Source organism: Oceanobacillus caeni (assembly GCF_019037185.1).
In the GTDB taxonomy this organism is placed as follows: Bacteria; Bacillota; Bacilli; order Bacillales; family Amphibacillaceae; genus Oceanobacillus; species Oceanobacillus caeni.
In genome coordinates, this window is sequence record NZ_JAHHXM010000009.1 from 60,750 (window position 1) to 77,827 (window position 17,078).

The 17,078-nt window shown below is 36.2% G+C and carries 16 protein-coding genes and 1 riboswitch; of the genes, 7 read left to right on the forward strand and 9 right to left on the reverse strand.

Features of this window, described 5'->3' with window-relative positions; genetic code table 11:
* Positions 1-50 precede the first annotated feature (50 nt).
* The 6 genes from KM885_RS07515 to KM885_RS07540 all read left to right on the forward strand — a co-directional run bounded on the left by KM885_RS07515 (position 51) and on the right by KM885_RS07540 (position 5,695).
* Entirely contained in the window at positions 51-983 is a 933-nt protein-coding gene (locus KM885_RS07515; protein ID WP_047185151.1) for an ABC transporter ATP-binding protein, read from the forward strand.
* The gene (locus KM885_RS07520) at positions 967-2,217 is read left to right on the forward strand and encodes an ABC transporter permease (protein ID WP_338113672.1); all 1,251 of its coding nucleotides are present in this window, start codon (positions 967-969) and stop codon (positions 2,215-2,217) included. Before KM885_RS07515 ends, KM885_RS07520 begins: the two co-directional genes overlap by 17 nt.
* A gap of 88 nt (positions 2,218-2,305) precedes the next feature.
* The gene (locus KM885_RS07525) at positions 2,306-3,214 is read left to right on the forward strand and encodes a DMT family transporter (RefSeq protein WP_047185153.1); all 909 of its coding nucleotides are present in this window, start codon (positions 2,306-2,308) and stop codon (positions 3,212-3,214) included.
* Between the two features lie 324 nt (positions 3,215-3,538).
* Entirely contained in the window at positions 3,539-4,072 is a 534-nt protein-coding gene (locus tag KM885_RS07530) for a flavodoxin family protein (RefSeq protein WP_047185154.1), read from the forward strand.
* A 240-nt stretch (positions 4,073-4,312) separates the two neighbouring features.
* Positions 4,313-5,425, forward strand: a complete 1,113-nt coding sequence (locus KM885_RS07535) for an N-acetylmuramoyl-L-alanine amidase family protein (RefSeq protein WP_244986944.1) — start codon at positions 4,313-4,315, stop codon at positions 5,423-5,425.
* A gap of 111 nt (positions 5,426-5,536) precedes the next feature.
* Entirely contained in the window at positions 5,537-5,695 is a 159-nt protein-coding gene (locus KM885_RS07540; protein WP_165589182.1) for a hypothetical protein, read from the forward strand.
* 130 nt (positions 5,696-5,825) lie between these two features.
* Here the strand turns inward: KM885_RS07540 and KM885_RS07545 are convergent, their stop codons facing one another.
* The 7 genes from KM885_RS07545 to KM885_RS07575 form a co-directional block, all read right to left on the reverse strand.
* Complete coding sequence (locus tag KM885_RS07545) at positions 5,826-6,005, reverse strand: hypothetical protein (RefSeq protein WP_047185156.1); 180 nt, start codon at positions 6,003-6,005, stop codon at positions 5,826-5,828.
* Positions 6,006-6,113: 108 nt separating this feature from the next.
* Positions 6,114-7,157 carry a ribonucleotide-diphosphate reductase subunit beta gene (locus KM885_RS07550; protein WP_047185205.1) on the reverse strand — a complete coding sequence of 348 codons (1,044 nt, stop codon included), beginning with the start codon at positions 7,155-7,157 and terminating at the stop codon, positions 6,114-6,116.
* Positions 7,129-7,584, reverse strand: a complete 456-nt coding sequence (locus KM885_RS07555) for a flavodoxin (RefSeq protein WP_047185157.1) — start codon at positions 7,582-7,584, stop codon at positions 7,129-7,131. Before KM885_RS07555 ends, KM885_RS07550 begins: the two co-directional genes overlap by 29 nt.
* The gene (locus KM885_RS07560) at positions 7,569-9,890 is read right to left on the reverse strand and encodes a ribonucleoside-diphosphate reductase subunit alpha (protein ID WP_420874570.1); all 2,322 of its coding nucleotides are present in this window, start codon (positions 9,888-9,890) and stop codon (positions 7,569-7,571) included. The genes KM885_RS07555 and KM885_RS07560 overlap by 16 nt, the downstream gene beginning before the upstream one ends.
* 32 nt (positions 9,891-9,922) lie before the next feature.
* Positions 9,923-10,114, reverse strand: a riboswitch (cobalamin riboswitch).
* 257 nt (positions 10,115-10,371) lie between these two features.
* Positions 10,372-11,166 carry an ABC transporter ATP-binding protein gene (locus tag KM885_RS07565; protein WP_204798380.1) on the reverse strand — a complete coding sequence of 265 codons (795 nt, stop codon included), beginning with the start codon at positions 11,164-11,166 and terminating at the stop codon, positions 10,372-10,374.
* Positions 11,159-12,145 (reverse strand): ABC transporter permease, encoded by a 987-nt coding sequence (locus KM885_RS07570; RefSeq protein WP_204798381.1) that lies wholly within the window; start codon positions 12,143-12,145, stop codon positions 11,159-11,161. Before KM885_RS07570 ends, KM885_RS07565 begins: the two co-directional genes overlap by 8 nt.
* 108 nt (positions 12,146-12,253) lie before the next feature.
* Entirely contained in the window at positions 12,254-13,291 is a 1,038-nt protein-coding gene (locus KM885_RS07575; protein ID WP_216883745.1) for an ABC transporter substrate-binding protein, read from the reverse strand.
* 295 nt (positions 13,292-13,586) lie between these two features.
* On the opposite strand from KM885_RS07575, the gene KM885_RS07580 reads away from it, so the two are divergent.
* Positions 13,587-14,894: a M48 family metallopeptidase gene (locus KM885_RS07580; protein WP_244986945.1), complete on the forward strand. Its 1,308-nt coding sequence runs from the start codon at positions 13,587-13,589 to the stop codon at positions 14,892-14,894.
* A gap of 36 nt (positions 14,895-14,930) precedes the next feature.
* Here the strand turns inward: KM885_RS07580 and KM885_RS07585 are convergent, their stop codons facing one another.
* Together KM885_RS07585 and KM885_RS07590 are read right to left on the reverse strand one after the other, a co-directional pair.
* Complete coding sequence (locus KM885_RS07585; RefSeq protein ID WP_047185163.1) at positions 14,931-15,500, reverse strand: hypothetical protein; 570 nt, start codon at positions 15,498-15,500, stop codon at positions 14,931-14,933.
* Between the two features lie 9 nt (positions 15,501-15,509).
* Complete coding sequence (locus tag KM885_RS07590) at positions 15,510-16,679, reverse strand: ParM/StbA family protein (protein ID WP_060668109.1); 1,170 nt, start codon at positions 16,677-16,679, stop codon at positions 15,510-15,512.
* Positions 16,680-17,078: the final 399 nt, after the last annotated feature.

Below are 17,078 nucleotides of genomic sequence, written 5' to 3' on the forward strand. Positions count from 1 at the left end.
TTTCCTTTCGTACTACAAAGCATCAAGCCAAAAAGAAAGGATGAAATGACATGGAAGTTATGTTAACGGTTGAAGGCCTTGAGAAGTCATTTAAAGATAAAAAGGTTTTAAAAGGCATTTCATTCGAAGTACGGAAAGGGGAAATTATGGCAATCCTCGGTCCAAATGGTGCAGGCAAATCTACAACGATACGAAACATTATGGGAATTATGTATCCTGATAAGGGATCCGTTACATTTCATCAACATAACGGAAAAGGGATTCCAAGAGAAAAAATCGGATATTTACCAGAAGAACGCGGACTTTATAAAAATGTCAATGTCATGGATATTTTACTTTATTTAGCCGATCTAAAAGACTACCCACTACATAAAGCCAAAGAACGAGCACTCATGTATTTAAAAAAGTTTGATCTAGAAGGAAAGGAAAAGATATCTGTTGAGGAATTATCGAAAGGAATGGGTCAGAAAGTCCAATTCATTTCCTCCATTATCCATGAACCTGAGCTCCTCATATTGGATGAACCTTTCTCCGGACTGGATCCAGTTAGTCAAGAATTATTTAAAGAAGAGATTAGAAGTTTAGCAGATAATGGGACCGCTATCCTTTTATCCTCACATCAAATGAATTTAGTTGAAGAAATGTGTGACCGCCTCTTCATGATTCAGCGTGGTCAGAAAGTGATATACGGTACATTAAATGATGTAAAAACAGAGTATGCTAACTTCAAATGTACGATAAGGGGATTAAACAATCGCCATGAATTAGAGAACATCCCGGAAGTAGTTAGAGTAGAAGATAAGGGAGAATCCTCCATTCTTTACCTTGAAAAAGATGTTGATCCTGGGAACTGGTTAAAACAACTCCCCGATAAAATAAATATTCATGAATTAAATATCAATCGGATTTCCCTTCACGAAATTTTTATTGATATTGCCACTGACAAAAACTTAATGAAGGAAGGAAGTGAAGTTCTTGCGTAATTCAATGAAAGTTGCTAAATGGGAAATCAAGCGAAATATGAAAAATAAAACCTTCCTTATTGGATTATTTCTCACCCCTATTCTCATTGTTGCCTTTATGTTTATTGGCAGTTTATTCAATGATGACTCAGAGGATTTAACTACTGAGCAAGTTACAGTATTAGTAAATGATCAACTAAATACGTATGATAGCTTAGAAGAAACAATAAATCAAACAGCTTTAAATTTAGAATTAAAGAAAACTGATATTTCTGAAGGTGATGCCCAAGATGCTCTTATAGGCAGTGAAAATACAGCCTATATTTTTATAGATCAGCGTGCACTAGAACAAGGAATAGTACCCGTTTATACAAGTGAAGAAATAAATCCATATTTCATGGATCAAATCCAAGTTTTTGAAACTCCTTTAAAATCAATTCAATTAGAAAATTTGGGATTAACAGATGAACAGTTAGTCATGATTTCAAGCAATATTTCGTTTGAAAAGGTCGTATCAGGTGATAGGGATTCTGGTACAGAAAATAACTCGGAAGAAAGCTCTGGCCCTCCACTTGAGAAGATCATTCCAGGTATTTTTGCTGGATTTGTTATGCTATCTATTGTATTTACTGGAATGGCTATTTTCCAAAGCGCTTCACAGGAGAAAAAGGATAAAATTGCAGAAATTATCTTATCTTCATTAACTCCAGGAGAACTAATGAATGGGAAAATCATCGGTTACTTTGTTTTAGGTCTTATTCAAACGGTTGTATCGATTGCTATTTTACTTCCAGCAGCAATTTGGAAAATTGATTTCCCATTTATGGAGTACTTATTTGTACCTGAACTTGCTTTATACCTCTTTATTGCTATATTAGGATATCTACTCTTTGCTGCAATATTTGTTGGGGTTGGAGCAACAATGGCGGATATTTCAACTGCAGGGAACTTCCAAGGATTTGTCATGATGTTACCTTTTGCTACTTTTATATTTATAGGGCCTGTTCTAGGTGATCCTAGTGGTCTATGGGCACAAGTTGGTACCTATATTCCTTTTACATCGCCAGGAGTATTACTTTTAAGACTTGTATTACTTGATCATTGGCCTTGGCTAGAAATAATAATAGCTTTAGCGATTTTATTAGTAAGTATAGTCTTATTTATGAAGCTTGCAGGGAAAATCTTTAAAGTTGGTATTCTACTATATGGAAAAAATGCTTCCGTTAAAGAAATTTGGAAATGGATTCGAGCATAAGTGCCATAGGAATCTATTGCATCCCCTTTCTCCCTCCGATATAATTTAGAAATATTGATTACTATAAAGGAATCGGGAGGGAGTTTTTTTGGCTCAAGGCAAAAGTCCGAAATCGATTGGGTTGCCGTTAACCATTTCCATTATCGCTATTTCCTTTTCGGCGATCTTCGTAAAATGGTCTGAATCCCCCGCTACCATTTCAAGTATGTATCGGATGTGGATTGCTGCATTATTTTTATTACCAATCGTTTGGAAAAAGAGAAATGAATTTAAAAAAATAACAAAAAGGGACTGGAACCTTCTCCTTGTTTCCGGAGCTTTTTTAGGTCTCCACTTTGCCTTATGGTTTGGTTCGTTAAAATTAACCACAGTGGCAAGTTCTACGATTATTCTTGCACTACAACCAATTGTTGCTGTTATTGGTGGTTTTATTCTTTATAAAGAGAGAACAAATATTCAATCCTTATTAACGATGGGCATCGCAGTGATTGGTGTTGTTATGATTGGTTGGGGAGATTTTGCTTTAAGTACAGGAGCTATCATCGGGGATATTTTATCTTTCTTAAGTGTAATCGCTGTTGTCATTTATTTATTAATAGGTCAAAGCGTTGTCAAAAAGGTATCACACTGGATTTATAGTTTCTTAGTTTTTACCTTTGCTGGAATCTTCCTAACCTTATACAATATTGGAACGGGCGTAAATCTAGCAGGGTATGAATTTAAAGAATGGGGAATCTTTCTTCTTCTTGCAATTGTACCAACTATATCCCACGTCATCAATAACTGGCTGTTGAACTATGTCAATACAACTACGATATCTATGAGTATTTTAGGAGAACCAGTTGGAGCAAGTGCCTTAGCGTTCATCATATTAGGGGAACGCCTAACGGGCATGCAAATGATAGGCGGACTCATTGTTTTAGTCAGTGTCTTTTACTTTTTAACCCGTAAACATAACTTAGAATCTCAAAATCCAACCGCAGTGGATAGTTTGTAATTTATTATTTATGGTTTATGAGAGTACAATCAAAGAGTCAAGCTACCATGTTCTTTTTAGCAAGTAAAAAAGTATCAAAATCTTTTCTGTCCGGGGCTCCGATTACTCACCCTATCGTAAAGTTTGCATAAGTACAACTAAGGCATTCGCTAAAGCCTAGCGAATGCCTTCGTTTTCTAAATTCTTTACATGTTTTTCATTCCAAGTTCATATACTCTAATAACGTAATTATATATATTTAGGAATTGTTCTACAGAGAATATAGGAAACTTCGCCATTCTCTGTTACTTTTCAGGATCACAATCTACGCGGGGAGGATAATAAATGAAGGTAGTCACTATTCATGGATCAACGCGAGAGAATGGGAATACGGAATATTTGACATATAAAGCTGTTCCCAAGGATAAGGGGACTCATTTATATTTGCGAAATCATTTTATTCAACCAATAGTGGATGAACGTCATGCAAAAGATGGATTTAAACCTGTAAAGGATGAGCATAAAGACCTCATTCAAAAAATGTTAGAACATGATGTTATCGTCTTCTCAACCCCCATTTATTGGTATAGTATGTCGGGACCAATGAAGATATTTATAGATCGTTGGTCACAAATTTTGCGTGATCCGGAATTCCCTAATTTTAGAGAGGAATTGAAGAATAAAAAAGTATACTTAATTGCTGTGGGTGGAGATAAACCTACTATAAAAGGACTTCCACTCATCGAGCAATTTAATTATATCTGTCAATTCTATGATATGTCATTTGAAGGCTACGTGATTGGAAGAGCGAGTAAGCCCGGACAGATTATTAACGATGAAAGGGCTTTGAAGGCTGCATCTTCTTTACTAGAACTATAAAGAAGACTTCCATCAGTAGGGGGGTTTTTCTTCATCTCCGACTGATGGTTAGTCGCACTTATCGGACCTTTACGGCAGTTGATCTCCCGCCCACCTTCTTTGTTTTCCCGAAAGCTTAAGGCGGGATAAACGCTTATGTGAAACTAGGATGATTAAATTCATCCTTTTTTACTGTTGTCTTATCCTCCATTCCATAATATGATAGTAAATATTTCCAGTAATCATATAAAGGAGGTTATGATGAAGAATTTTCGACCAATCATTACAATCGGATTTATTTTATTAGTATTACTTATACCAATTACAGGACATGCGGAAAATGCAAAAACGTATGAAGTGAGTACTGGTGTCCTTAACGTTAGAAGTGAACCTTCACTTAACGCGAATACTCTAGGTATACTTACAAAAGGAAATCAAGTGGAAGTATTCCAAGAACAATATGGGTGGGTTCAAACATATTATCAAGGAAAAGAAGCTTGGATTGCAAAACACCATCTTATTCCATTAGGTGAAAGCCAAGTAAGTCAGGTAAAACAAGCAACTGTTTTATCTATTGAAACGATTACTATTACAGCGGATGGAGTAAATATTCGCTCAGGTCCAGGTGAAGAATATCCCGTTATCGGTTCCGCTTCATCAGGGAAAACATATGAGCTTATACATACGGAAGGTAATTGGCATAAGGTTTCCTTAAAAGGCGGTAAAACTGGTTGGGTTGCTTCCAAGTTAACGAATAAAAGTGCAGTAAATAATAGTGGGAATAGTGAAAAACCTAAAATAAATGCCAAAACATTATCTCCGAAGAAACAAAGTGGCTCCTTATCTGACCGTCATATTGTACTTGATCCAGGACATGGTGGTCGTGATCCGGGGGCAATTGGACTCGGCGGGATTTACGAAAAAAGCTTAACGCCGCCAATAGCAAATAGAGTTGCAGACAGGCTAAGAAATGCAGGTGCAAACGTAACGATTACTCGCGAAGGCGATTACTATGTATCTTTAGAGCAAAGAGCAGCGATTAGTAACTCGCATAATACGGATGCCTTTATAAGTTTACATTTTAATGCTTACCCAATTCTGTCTGCACAAGGAATTAGTACGTTTTACTATTCCCGACCAGGACAACAATTGGCAAAAAGTGTACAAGCTTCCCTTTATTCTAATGTAACATTATATAACCGTGGTGTTAAAAGAGAGGATTACCACGTATTGCGTAATACAGCAGCACCAGCCATTTTAATTGAACTTGGTTTTATAACTAATCCGCATGATTTGAATATTATTCAAACGGTAGATTATGAGCAACAAGTGGCTGAGGCAATTACAAGTGGGCTTATTGATTATTTTAATTAATTAACGATAAATGGCATGCGTAAAGACGTATGCCATTTTTATTTTACATTTCTTGTAAGGTTATACTTAGAAATCTTTTGTAAATAATAAAAGGAAGGAAGGAGGATTTGTATGCAGCGAGATCAACAGGCTAATAAGAATTTGACTTCAAGTATGAAACCAGGATTTGCTGGAACCGACGCCAAAAAGGTAAAACAGGAAATTCAACAGGATATAAAAGAAGGACAAGGTGCAATGACTTCTAGAGAGGCTGGAGCAATGAGAGACTAAAAAAACAGTAAGAACAACGAACAACATAATGGTATGGATTAAACTTTTCCTAGTTCATTCTACCAAAAGAGGTGCTAATCGCTTATAAGCGATAGCACCTCTTTTGGTATTTACCTATATTACATTTTTTCTAATGAAACCACTTTTCTGGTTCCAGATCTATCGTTTTCTTATCGGATTTTTTTTCATTTAATTCCCTTACACCCTGTTGGAACTTTATGTATATATATAACTCACGCATAATTTCATCTAAAGAGGCATTCTCTGGTAAATCTTTAATAAGTTTTAGAACCTCTTCTTTCTCTGACATGTTAACCTCCCCCTTCTCTTATTTTCAGTATAGCATAGAAATTCTCTTACCTTACCATGCTATGATTTGAAAAAATAGATGATGCTAAGGGGGAGTTTGCTGCTTTACTTATAAGTCATCAAAACCGTTTAAATCGCTCGTCTTCGTATACTGTCTAGACTTTTGTTCAAAGAAATCTGTTTTAGTTCCGTCAATATTATCTGCATACGCGCGAATCCACTTCATCGGGTTCTCCGTGAATTCTGGATATATTTCACTTAACCCCATCATCCGAAGCATTTTATTGGCACGATATTTGATATATCCCTCCATCTCGGCTAAATCAAAGCCGTCGACATCCTTCAGAACATAATGGGACCACTCTGTTTCTAGTTCAACAGATTCTTTGAAATGATCATATACCCAAGTGATAAAGGTTTCGTTGTTATACTCTGGGTTTTCAGCTAATGTGGCACGGAATAATTCGGTTATGAATCGGCCATGCTCCAGTTCATCACGATTAATATAGCTAATCATCGTTGACGTACCTACCATCTTATTATCCCTTGCCAAATGATAAAAGAATGCGAAACCAGAATAGAAAAACATTCCTTCTAATAGGGTTGTATAAACTAAAGTTTTTAATATATTTTCAAGTGTTGGTTTCTCTACAAAATCATTATATTGATTCATGATCGTTTGATTCCGTTTAAGTAGTACTGGATCGTTTCTACCATGTTCAAAGGAACGCTTCTGTTCATCCAATGATACAACCGACGATAGGACATAGGAATAGCTTTCATTATGAACAGCCTCCTGTTGTGCAATGACCGCCATAATCGATTGAACAGAAGGATCTGTTGCATATAAACTTAGGAGTAAAGCTGTCCTTGTTTGAGGTCCATCCAACGTAGATAATAAACCAATAATTTTTAAGTATGCTTCTTGTTCAGCAGGTGTTAATCTCGGAAATTCCTTTACATCATTGGACATATTAATTTCATCCGCTTGCCAGTAATTCCCTACTAGACGTTTATACATTTTGTACCAATGGGGGTACGCAATATCATTCCAATTCAGAATTCCACTAGAAGTACCACCAAATATCCCGGTTGATTTATTTGGATGTATCGGCTCCAGTGTTTTAGCCTTGTTTAAGATTATATTTTGCACCATATAACACTCCTTCTACCCAATCGATCACCTTTTTCGCTTGGCTTCCTCTTGGTGACTGCTCAATTTTTAACTCCGGATAGGAACTATTGTAAAAGATAGCTAGTTTACTAGCTGCCAAACAAAATAAATCATCTCCACCAAACTGTGTATCTCCCGTACCAAAGACAAATATATTTGGCGGTTTATATCCTATTTCCAGGACAAAATCCTTAACTTCATCTGGTGTACTCCCTCTTTCCCATGTAAAAGTTCCAAGGAAAATATAATCATATTGCTCTGGGCTAATAGGCAAATCAATCCCTATCCGGTGCATCTCTACTTCAACATTTTCTTTTAGTAATGTTTCTTCAATTAATTCTGCTGTTTCCTTTGTATTACCGCTATAAGATAAATACGCGATTATTGCCTTCAACTTTGACACCATTCACATTCTTCTACGTCATTTGATGTAGATCTTACATAATATGTCGTTTTTAGTCCCTCACGCCATGCTTGTAGATGAAGGTCTAGTAACACAGATGCCCGTATTGTATTTGGTACATAAAAGTTAAAAGAAATACTTTGATCAATATGTTTCTGTCTCGCAGCATTTTGCTTAATGGACCAACGTTGATCCACGATGTAAGCAGAACGACGGTAAATATCATACGTACGATGGTCGATGTCTGGTGCAGTTACGGGAATTTTAAAATCCTTCTTTTCTTCGTAATAGAAAGGCTTGAAGATCGGATCAATACTTGCGGTGGACCCAGCGATCATAGCAGTCGTTGAATTCGGTGCTACAGCCATTAAATATGCATTACGCATTCCGTTTTCTTTTACCTCTTCCATGAGTTTTATCCAGGTATCATCTTTATATCCTTTTTCCTCAAAATAAGCTCCTGTACTCCATTTACTTCCATGGAATTCAGGATAATGTCCCTTTTCTTTACTTAGTTTCATACTGCTCTTAATGGTCAAATAGGCTATTTTTTCATAAAGGGTGTCCGCATATTGAACGGCTTCTTCCGTTTCCCACTTGATTCCCATTACTGCTAATAAATGATGCCAACCAAATGTCCCCAGCCCAATAGCGCGGTACTTTTTATTCGTTCGTTCAGCCTGTTTAATTGGTAATGTATTAATATCAATAACATTATCCAGCATCCGGACTTGAATAGGGATAAGACGTTCTAATACCCCTTCTGGAACAGCCTTACCTAGATTAATAGAACTTAAATTACAGACAACATAATCACCAGGTTTATATTTTTTAACGATGGTCTCCTCATTCTCCACATACTCCTCTAGAAACTCAGATGGAGATTGATTTTGCGTAATTTCTGTACATAAATTGGAACAATAAATAATCCCTGTATGTGCATTACTGTTCTTTCGATTCACTTCATCCCGATAAAACATAAATGGGGTTCCGGATTCAAGTTGCGATCTCATAATCCGTTTTATGATATCGATTGCCGGCACTTTTCTTTTGGATTGAAGTGGTGCTTCGATACACTGTTCGTATTTTTCTCGAAAACTCCCACTTCCCTTTTGCTCATCAAAATAGTCTTCTAATGAAAAGCCCATAACCTGACGAATTTCATGCGGATCAAATAAATACCATTCCCCTCTCTTATCTACTTGTTCCATAAAGTAATCAGGTAGACAAACTCCGGTAAAAATATCATGAGCACGCATTCGATCGTCGCCATTATTTAACTTAAGATCTAAAAATGCCTCAATATCTCGATGCCATACATCTAAATATACTGCGATTGCGCCTTTCCTCGTTCCTAACTGATCAACACTTACAGCTGTATTATTTAACTGTTTAATCCATGGAATTACTCCACTGGACATCCCCTTAAAACCTTTTATATCACTACCTCTGGAACGAATTTTACCCATGTAAACCCCGATTCCACCGCCATTTTTAGATAACCTAGCAATGTCTGTATTACTATCATAAATGGACTGAAGGCTGTCATCGACTGTATCAATGAAACAACTAGATAGCTGACCATGGGTTTTGCCGGCATTTGCTAGCGTTGGGGTTGCTACTGTCATATACAAATTACTTAGTGCCCAGTATGCCTCTTCTACTAGTTGCGTCCGTCTTGATTTATCTTCATTTTGCATTAAATGCATCGCAATAATCATCCAGCGTTCTTGTGGTAGCTCATGTGTATTCTTCTCAAAATCTGTAGCCAAATATCTAGTAGCTAAAGTATAAATCCCTAAGTATGTAAAATTCATATCCTTATCTGGGTCTATTAAATCCCCAAAATAATTAATTTCATCTTCCGTATACTTTCCCAGGAAATGACTGGAATATATACCTTTATCCGTTAAACTCTTTATTAATTTAAGAAATGATCCGTAGTTTTTATTTTTATCATCGTAATTTCGGTTTATTGCTGCCTGTTTATATAATCTTTGTAAATAAAGTCTTGCGGCAAAGAAGGACCAATCTGGGTTTGCCTCATCTATTTCTTCTAGCGCCTTTTTTATTAGAAAATCTAATCCTTTTTCATATTCTTGATAATGGTTAAGACTTGTCTCTACTTTTTCTATGAATAAGCCTATGTCTAAAGATAGGCCTTTTGCCGCCTTTTCTATCACCCTATTTAATTTTTCATTTTCTTTAACCATTTCTACAATCATCATAGCCCTCCTCTTGTAATTAAACACCAAAAAACCGTTCACCAGAGCATGAACGGTTATAAACGACAGAAAGTATGTACCAATCTATCATTTCACCATCCCTCACCCCGGGGATTTGAAACTAAAGAAAAATGGCAGGTATCCTGACTTGTGTATCAAACCTACTAGAGCCCTTCCCATATCACAGTCTTTAAAGCCTGTTAATACAGTGGGTTTCTCTTTCGTAACACTTACAGTTGCGGGGGCAGTTCTAGATTTACACTAGATTCCCTATTAAGACTACAGTCACCATTCGTCTATTCACTATATATAGTATTTGCTTTTGCTGTTATGTACAATATATTGATGAATCAAACATATCATAGAGTTTAATAGAAAGCAATACAAAAAATACATAAAGAAGACTTCCATCAGTGGGGGCTTTTTCCTTCATCCCCCACTGATGGTTAGCCACACTTATCGGACCTTTACGGCAGTTAATCTCCCATAGAGGCTTGAAGTGGAATAAAAAGGCACAAAAGCATTTCAAAATGCCCTTGTACCTTTAATTTTAATAGATTTGATACTAGTTTAACACCGCACGGTCACTGCCAAATTGTTCGCCACGAATGCGTTGGAATTCGTGCAGAAGGTTTTCGATAGTAAGATTTTGCTTTTCTTTCCCACGAACATCGAAAATAATTTGCCCTTTATCCATCATAATTAATCGATTTCCTAAATCCAATGCTTGTTGCATATTATGGGTAATCATTAATGTTGTTAATCCGGATTCTTTGACAACCTTTTCTGTCAAATTCGTAATTAATTCTGCACGTGACGGGTCTAGAGCAGCTGTATGCTCATCTAAAAGAAGAATATCTGGTTGTGTAAAAGTAGACATTAATAAGGATAATGCCTGCCTCTCCCCACCTGAAAGTAAGCCAACCTTCGCAGTTAATCGATCTTCTAGACCTAAGTTAAGAGTCTTCAAATAATCTCTAAACATCTCTTTTCGCTGTTTTGTAACACCTAATTTAAGTATTCTCTTTCTTATACGAGAATACGCCATCGCCAAATTCTCTTCTATCGTCATAGATGGTGCTGTTCCGGCCATAGGATCCTGAAAGACACGACCAATATATTTAGAACGCTTATATTCCGGCAAATCTACAACCTGTTTCCCATTAATAAACACATCCCCGACATCAGGTATTAGCACTCCAGAAACGATATTCATAAGTGTTGATTTACCAGCTCCATTACTACCAATTACTGTGACAAAGTCCCCTTTTTCAAGTTCTAGATTGATGTTTTGTAAAGCTTTCTTTTCATCCGGAGTGCCTTCATTAAATGTAATAGAAATATCTTGTAGTTTAAGCATGGCTATCTCCCCCTGCCTTAAGTTGCTGACGTTTCATGATACGTCGTCTTTTTTCTTTTCTAGATTGAATGATTCTGGGAGCAACGAGGGCAACAACAACTATTATTGCAGTAATCAACTTCATGTCCCCAGTTTCAAGGAAGTCAAAACGTAAAGCTAGTGTGACGATAATTCGATAAATGACTGCTCCAAGAATGACCGCTAAAGTAGCTCGAACAATCGTCTTTGTACCAAATAATGCCTCACCTATAATGATAGAAGCTAAACCGATAACAATAAGTCCTAGCCCCATATTAACATCTGAGAATCCACCTAATTGAGCTATTAATCCGCCACTAAGGGCAACAAGCGCATTCGAGATACCGACGCCAACGATAATAAGTGAATCCGTGTTTGCGGAAAGACTACGGATCATTTTCTTGTTATCACCAATTGCTCGTAATGCAAGACCGACTTCTGTCTTTAAAAAGTAGTCCGTTAAAAGTTTAATAGCGAGGGTGACGAATATCATAACGATAACGATGGACCAAGTCTTAGGGAATCTTTCCATTCCTATCGCAGAAAGGAGGCCATTAAATACGGAGTCAAGTCCAATAGCATCCCAAATAGATGTTAATTGTTGAAATAACGTAGTCTCATTTAATAAAGATAAAGTTGGCTGATCCATAATCCGTAGATTAATAGAATAAAGTGCCGTCATCATTAAAATACCGGCCAATAATGAATTAATTTTTCCTTTCGTATGCAAGACACCTGTTACACAACCTGCTAAAAATCCAGCAACTGCTGCAAGTAAAGTAGCGATAATTGGAGGAACCCCATTGATAATAGAAAAGGCAGCAACCGATGCGCCAGTTACAAAACTTCCTTCTACAGTTAAATCTGGAAAGTCTAAGACACGAAAGGTTAAATAAACACCTAAGGCCATGATGGCATAGATGACTCCTGATTCTACAGCTCCAAATAATGATATAAACATAATTTCCATTCCTTTCGTGCAATTAACATGTTGTATGATTCTTCAGGGGGTAAAAAGCACTATAGAGCCAGTTCCTGTACTGGCTCTAACGTACTAATATGTCGGTAATTACTTTTCTGCTTCAACTACAGATTCATCCCAATCGGAATTCCATTCAATTCCTTGTTCTTCAGCCGCATCTTTATTGATGAATAATTTAATTTCTGGCGGAAATTCTGGAGGAATTTCGCTTACCTTTTTCTCTCCACTTAAGATATCAGCGGCCATCTCGCCAGTTCGATATCCTAATGTATAATAATCAATTCCAAATGTTGCAAAGCCACCTTTTGCTAATGAATCCGGCTCACCAACAATTAATGGAATGTCTTGATCATTTGCCACACCAACAACACTATCAAGAGCAGATACAACCGTGTTATCCGTAATAATATAAATAACATCTGCTTCTCCGACTAAAGTAGTTACAGATTGTTGTACTTCAGCAGTATTCGCTACTGTACGCTCAACGATTTCAAGGCTTGTATCTTCAGCAGCCTTCTTGACTTCATCTACCTGCGTTACAGAGTTTTGTTCACCTGCATTATAAACCATTCCTACTTTTGAATCCGGGAAATATTGATCTATAAATTTAACTGTTTCACTGATTGCATCTGGATGTAAATCTACATTACCTGTAATATTCTCTCCCGCCTGATCCATAGATGGCACTAATTTAGCTTCTACTGCATCCGATACAGATGTAAAAACAATGGGAATATCACTTGTTGCTTGTAACGTCCCTAATGCACTTGGAGTAGAATTGGCAAAAATTAAATCCACTCCGTCTGCTACAAATGAATCAGAAATGGTTTTAACGTTATTTTGATCATTTTGTGCACTCTTAAAGTCATATTCAACGTTTAAACCAGCGTCTTTTATTGCTGCTTGGAATCCTTCATAAGCTTTGTCTAATGATGGATGCTCCAAGATTTGCGTTGCACCAACAGTAAACGTTTCTCCACCATCAGAACTAGTTTCTCCTTCTGTTTTACTAGAATTAGTTGCATCTTCATTTGATTCCGCTACAGTATTATCAGAATCAGAGCCGCATGCCGTAAGTATTGCGATAAAAGTAATGATAGCAAGTAATTGCAAGAACTTTTTCATCTTTCTTCCCCCATCTTATACGATAAAATTTTCTAAATATTTAATCGTGATTATACCATACTATTTTCCCAACTGCGATAGTTTTTGAAATATTTTTTCATTTTATTATAACTACTAAAATAACCACCATTAATCTATCGACTTGAGGTTTCACTTTTTATACAATTCCCTTTGCAAAAATAGCACCACTTCATTTACACAAATTTTCCAAAGATTATATAGCTATTTAATTAGCTATCACTTATAATCTTATTGTTATAAATAAAAAGATTAATCGTTACAAGGAGGGAGTAAAATGCTTGATGAAAGTGATTTGAAGAATAGATTAGTTCATCGTAAAGAAAACGTTTATTTTATTATCACTTTATTGTTTAGTATTTTAGTTTATGTTGTTCTAGTTTTTTCGATTATTGGAATTGCAATTATTTTAGGATTTATGCTTATTTCTTACTTTTTTCACGCATTATCGATGGCATCCATTCGCCGAAATGGGGTTCAACTGAGTGAACAGCAATTTCCAGATATTTACCAAAAGGCGGTAAACCTCGCCAAAGATATGGAATTAGAGAAAGTACCTGCTATTTATATAATGGAATCTATGGGGGTACTAAATGCATTTGCGAGTCGTTTCTTTGGTAAGAACATGGTTGTTGTATATTCGGAAATATTCGACCTCGTTGAAGATAATCGTGAAAAAGAATTGATGTTTGTATTAGCTCATGAGTTTGCTCATCTAAAGCGACGTCATGTGTTGGTTCATTTACTGCTTCTTCCGTCCATGTTCATTCCCTTTCTCGGTAATTCCTATTTACGAGCTTGTGAATACACCTGTGATCGTTATGCTACTTACTATGTAGGTAATATGGACGCGGCTAAAGAAGCACTATCCATGCTAGCGATAGGCAAAAGGCTTTCGGCAAAGGTGAATGAAGAAGCTTATGTAGAACAATTAAGTGAGGAATCTGGCTTTTTTGCTTGGCTAAGTGAAAAGCTTTCCAGCCATCCTGATTTACCGAAAAGAATGAATGCATTAGATCATTGGGCTCATCCAGAACAGTATCCACTTCACCGCGAAAAGAAAACAGGGATCATTTTAGGGATCCTCATTTCTATCGTATTAGTTGTTTTCCTTACAGGGGCAGCCGCGTTATTCTTAGAAAACTCAATTGCTCTACCTACTTTTTCTGATTCTTCCTTATTGGAGGATGATGAGTACATTTATGATGAGGAATCGTTTGACTATCCACCTATTATCGAAGCACTCATAAATGAGGACTTGGGACTTCTTCAAGAGCTAGTAGCTGAAGGTGCGGATATTGATGAAAAAGATAGTGATGACTTCACTGCACTTCAATATGCGGTGATTTGGGGAGATATAGAGGCTACTCAGTGGCTCATCGAAAACGGGGCCGATGTTAATACAACGGATAGCTGGGGATCCACTCCTTTAATGAATGCCGTTTACAGTGACGCCGGTGTTGAAATAGTCAACCTATTACTAGAAAACGGTGCGGATAAAACATTAACAGACTCTGAAGGGAAAACTGCCTTTGACTACGCTGTTGAAAACAGAGATACCCAGCTTAGAGACCTGTTAAAATAAAATAATAGCCAAATAAGGCATCTAACCCTTATTTGGCTATTTATTCATACTAGAAAAGAAGTCCCCTAATGGATCAAATTCTTCCTCTTCCACTTCTTGTTCTTCTTCGTTATGAATTTCTAACATATCTATCTTAACATCATCTAACCGATTACTTTCTTCATCAATAGTTGGTAATTCATAGACCGATTCTAGTTCTTGTTCTTGTTCCTGATCTGGTCCAGATTCCATTTTCTCTTCTTCAAAAGCAAATATTTCATCCACATTCATCGTATTACTATTTAAAGAAGACAAAAGAGAAGTAGCACGCATTGGATCACTTAATAGATGATATAGAATACTCCCTATCATTGCTTCTGAATGTTCATGCTTAAGCCAACTTCTTTGCTCTTTCGTAAGTTTTTTAGGCAAAGGAACGGAAATAACTTCCCGTTCCTTTGAGAATGATTCATTGACACCTTTTAAAACAAAACTAGCAATGGTGCTGGAAAAATTTCTCCGTTCTTTTTCTTTTAAATCCGATAACTTTTTAAGTAGATAATCAGGCGTATCTGACGGGACACGGAATGTAATAGATTGTCCGCGTTCTATACCTTTCTTCACCATTTAATCACCCTATTTTGATTCAGTGACAACTTTTTCTTCTTTTTTATCTTTATTTAATGTACCAACAAATTGATTGATTAATTTATAATAAGCATTCGCCATCATCCAAATACTTTCTTCTTCATTTTCAAAGAATTCAATGTTAAATCCATCCAATTTATTATTTAATGCTTTAATATAATCTTTAAGTACAGCAGAGCCTCCACCAACAAAGTAGCAGATTTCAGATTGAGAGTTTTTCGCCCATGTATTTCTTAAAAAGCGATACTCCTTCTTAGCTAATTCTAATAAAATGTGGTCTGTTATATCATTGACATTCGTTCTGCTACCTCTTACCATAATATGGTTGCGGTCGTTTTTTCGAGTAATAATATCTACTACATCACTACGGCTATCTAGTTCCACACCATGGCGAGAGCGAATTTCCTCACGAATTTGTTCTAATGATTCAGAAACCCCTAAGTTATAACCTTGGGCCTTATCATCATCGACATTACGGTTTTTAATGACTGCAATATCTGTTGATAACCCACCAATATCTTGGATTAAAATTTGCTTATCTAATAATTCTTTGTTAATTACCTTCAAATCATTATCCATAACAAGGTTTACATAAGCAGCGAAACCTTCTGGATAAACTTTAACATCTTCAAATTTTAAATTTATCTTCTTACCTTGATGCTTCGGTGTTACTAAAAATTCAACCTGATGAACAGAGCTTAATAATTGAGAACGATAACCTACATCTTTACCTTCTTTTACCTCTCTTAACGGAAGCCCGGTTCCTAACATGTAGTTAGCTTCTATAACACCGTTTCTCTCTCTGAAATCATCCGATTCAACCGCATCTAATGCTAATGCAGCAAATAACATTACTAAGGTTTGGTCTTCTTCTGATTTACTACTTCCTGGGTCAAGTTCTTGAGAATTGGTAGTCTTAGCTGCTAGATTACCAACACGATAGATAACATTATTTTCTTCTAATGCTGGTGAGTGAACACGAATATGTATGTTATCTAATACTTCCTTCTTATCTAGTTCTTCTATACCAATAACAGGTCGATCTTCTAAATCAGGAGCAATAATGTTAGGAATGTACAACTGATTTTCTAACTTCCCAAACAATCCTTTCAAAGCATCGTTACCTACATCAACTGCAGCGATTCTAGATTTTATCATAGTAAAACTCCCTTCAAAAAACTACTTACTATAATAGAATAATAGTTTTTTTCCCATTTGACAATCCAACTTTTGAAGTATTCTTTTTTGTGTACATGTAATCTCTTGCGCAAACACTACTAAATCAACATGTACACTTATTTATTTACATGTAATCATTTATCGTAAACAAAACTACTATAGACGTAAACATGTATTCATTTTTGTAAACATGATATTTCAACCCCTACCCTACCAAAAAAGGGGGGCCACTATATCCTTCTAGCTACATAAAAAAGCCATGCTATTTTCTAACATGACTTTGGATAAAGTGAACTTCTAATCCGACGATATCTATCATCGTCTTTCTTTTCTCAATAAAGGATCTATCTTAGAGAGAGCACTCTAAAAGTGATAAAA

Bases quoted from the DNA above. Each gene is read 5' to 3' on its own strand.
- KM885_RS07515 (WP_047185151.1), top strand. From the start codon at position 51: ATGGAAGTTATGTTAACGGTTGAAGGCCTTGAGAAGTCATTTAAAGAT.
- KM885_RS07530 (WP_047185154.1), top strand. From the start codon at position 3,539: ATGAAGGTAGTCACTATTCATGGATCAACGCGAGAGAATGGGAATACG.
- KM885_RS07535 (WP_244986944.1), top strand. From the start codon at position 4,313: ATGAAGAATTTTCGACCAATCATTACAATCGGATTTATTTTATTAGTA.
- KM885_RS07540 (WP_165589182.1), top strand. From the start codon at position 5,537: ATGCAGCGAGATCAACAGGCTAATAAGAATTTGACTTCAAGTATGAAA.
- KM885_RS07545 (WP_047185156.1), bottom strand. From the start codon at position 6,005: ATGTCAGAGAAAGAAGAGGTTCTAAAACTTATTAAAGATTTACCAGAG.
- KM885_RS07555 (WP_047185157.1), bottom strand. From the start codon at position 7,584: ATGGTGTCAAAGTTGAAGGCAATAATCGCGTATTTATCTTATAGCGGT.
- KM885_RS07565 (WP_204798380.1), bottom strand. From the start codon at position 11,166: ATGCTTAAACTACAAGATATTTCTATTACATTTAATGAAGGCACTCCG.
- KM885_RS07570 (WP_204798381.1), bottom strand. From the start codon at position 12,145: ATGTTTATATCATTATTTGGAGCTGTAGAATCAGGAGTCATCTATGCC.
- KM885_RS07575 (WP_216883745.1), bottom strand. From the start codon at position 13,291: ATGAAAAAGTTCTTGCAATTACTTGCTATCATTACTTTTATCGCAATA.
- KM885_RS07580 (WP_244986945.1), top strand. From the start codon at position 13,587: ATGCTTGATGAAAGTGATTTGAAGAATAGATTAGTTCATCGTAAAGAA.
- KM885_RS07585 (WP_047185163.1), bottom strand. From the start codon at position 15,500: ATGGTGAAGAAAGGTATAGAACGCGGACAATCTATTACATTCCGTGTC.
- KM885_RS07590 (WP_060668109.1), bottom strand. From the start codon at position 16,679: ATGATAAAATCTAGAATCGCTGCAGTTGATGTAGGTAACGATGCTTTG.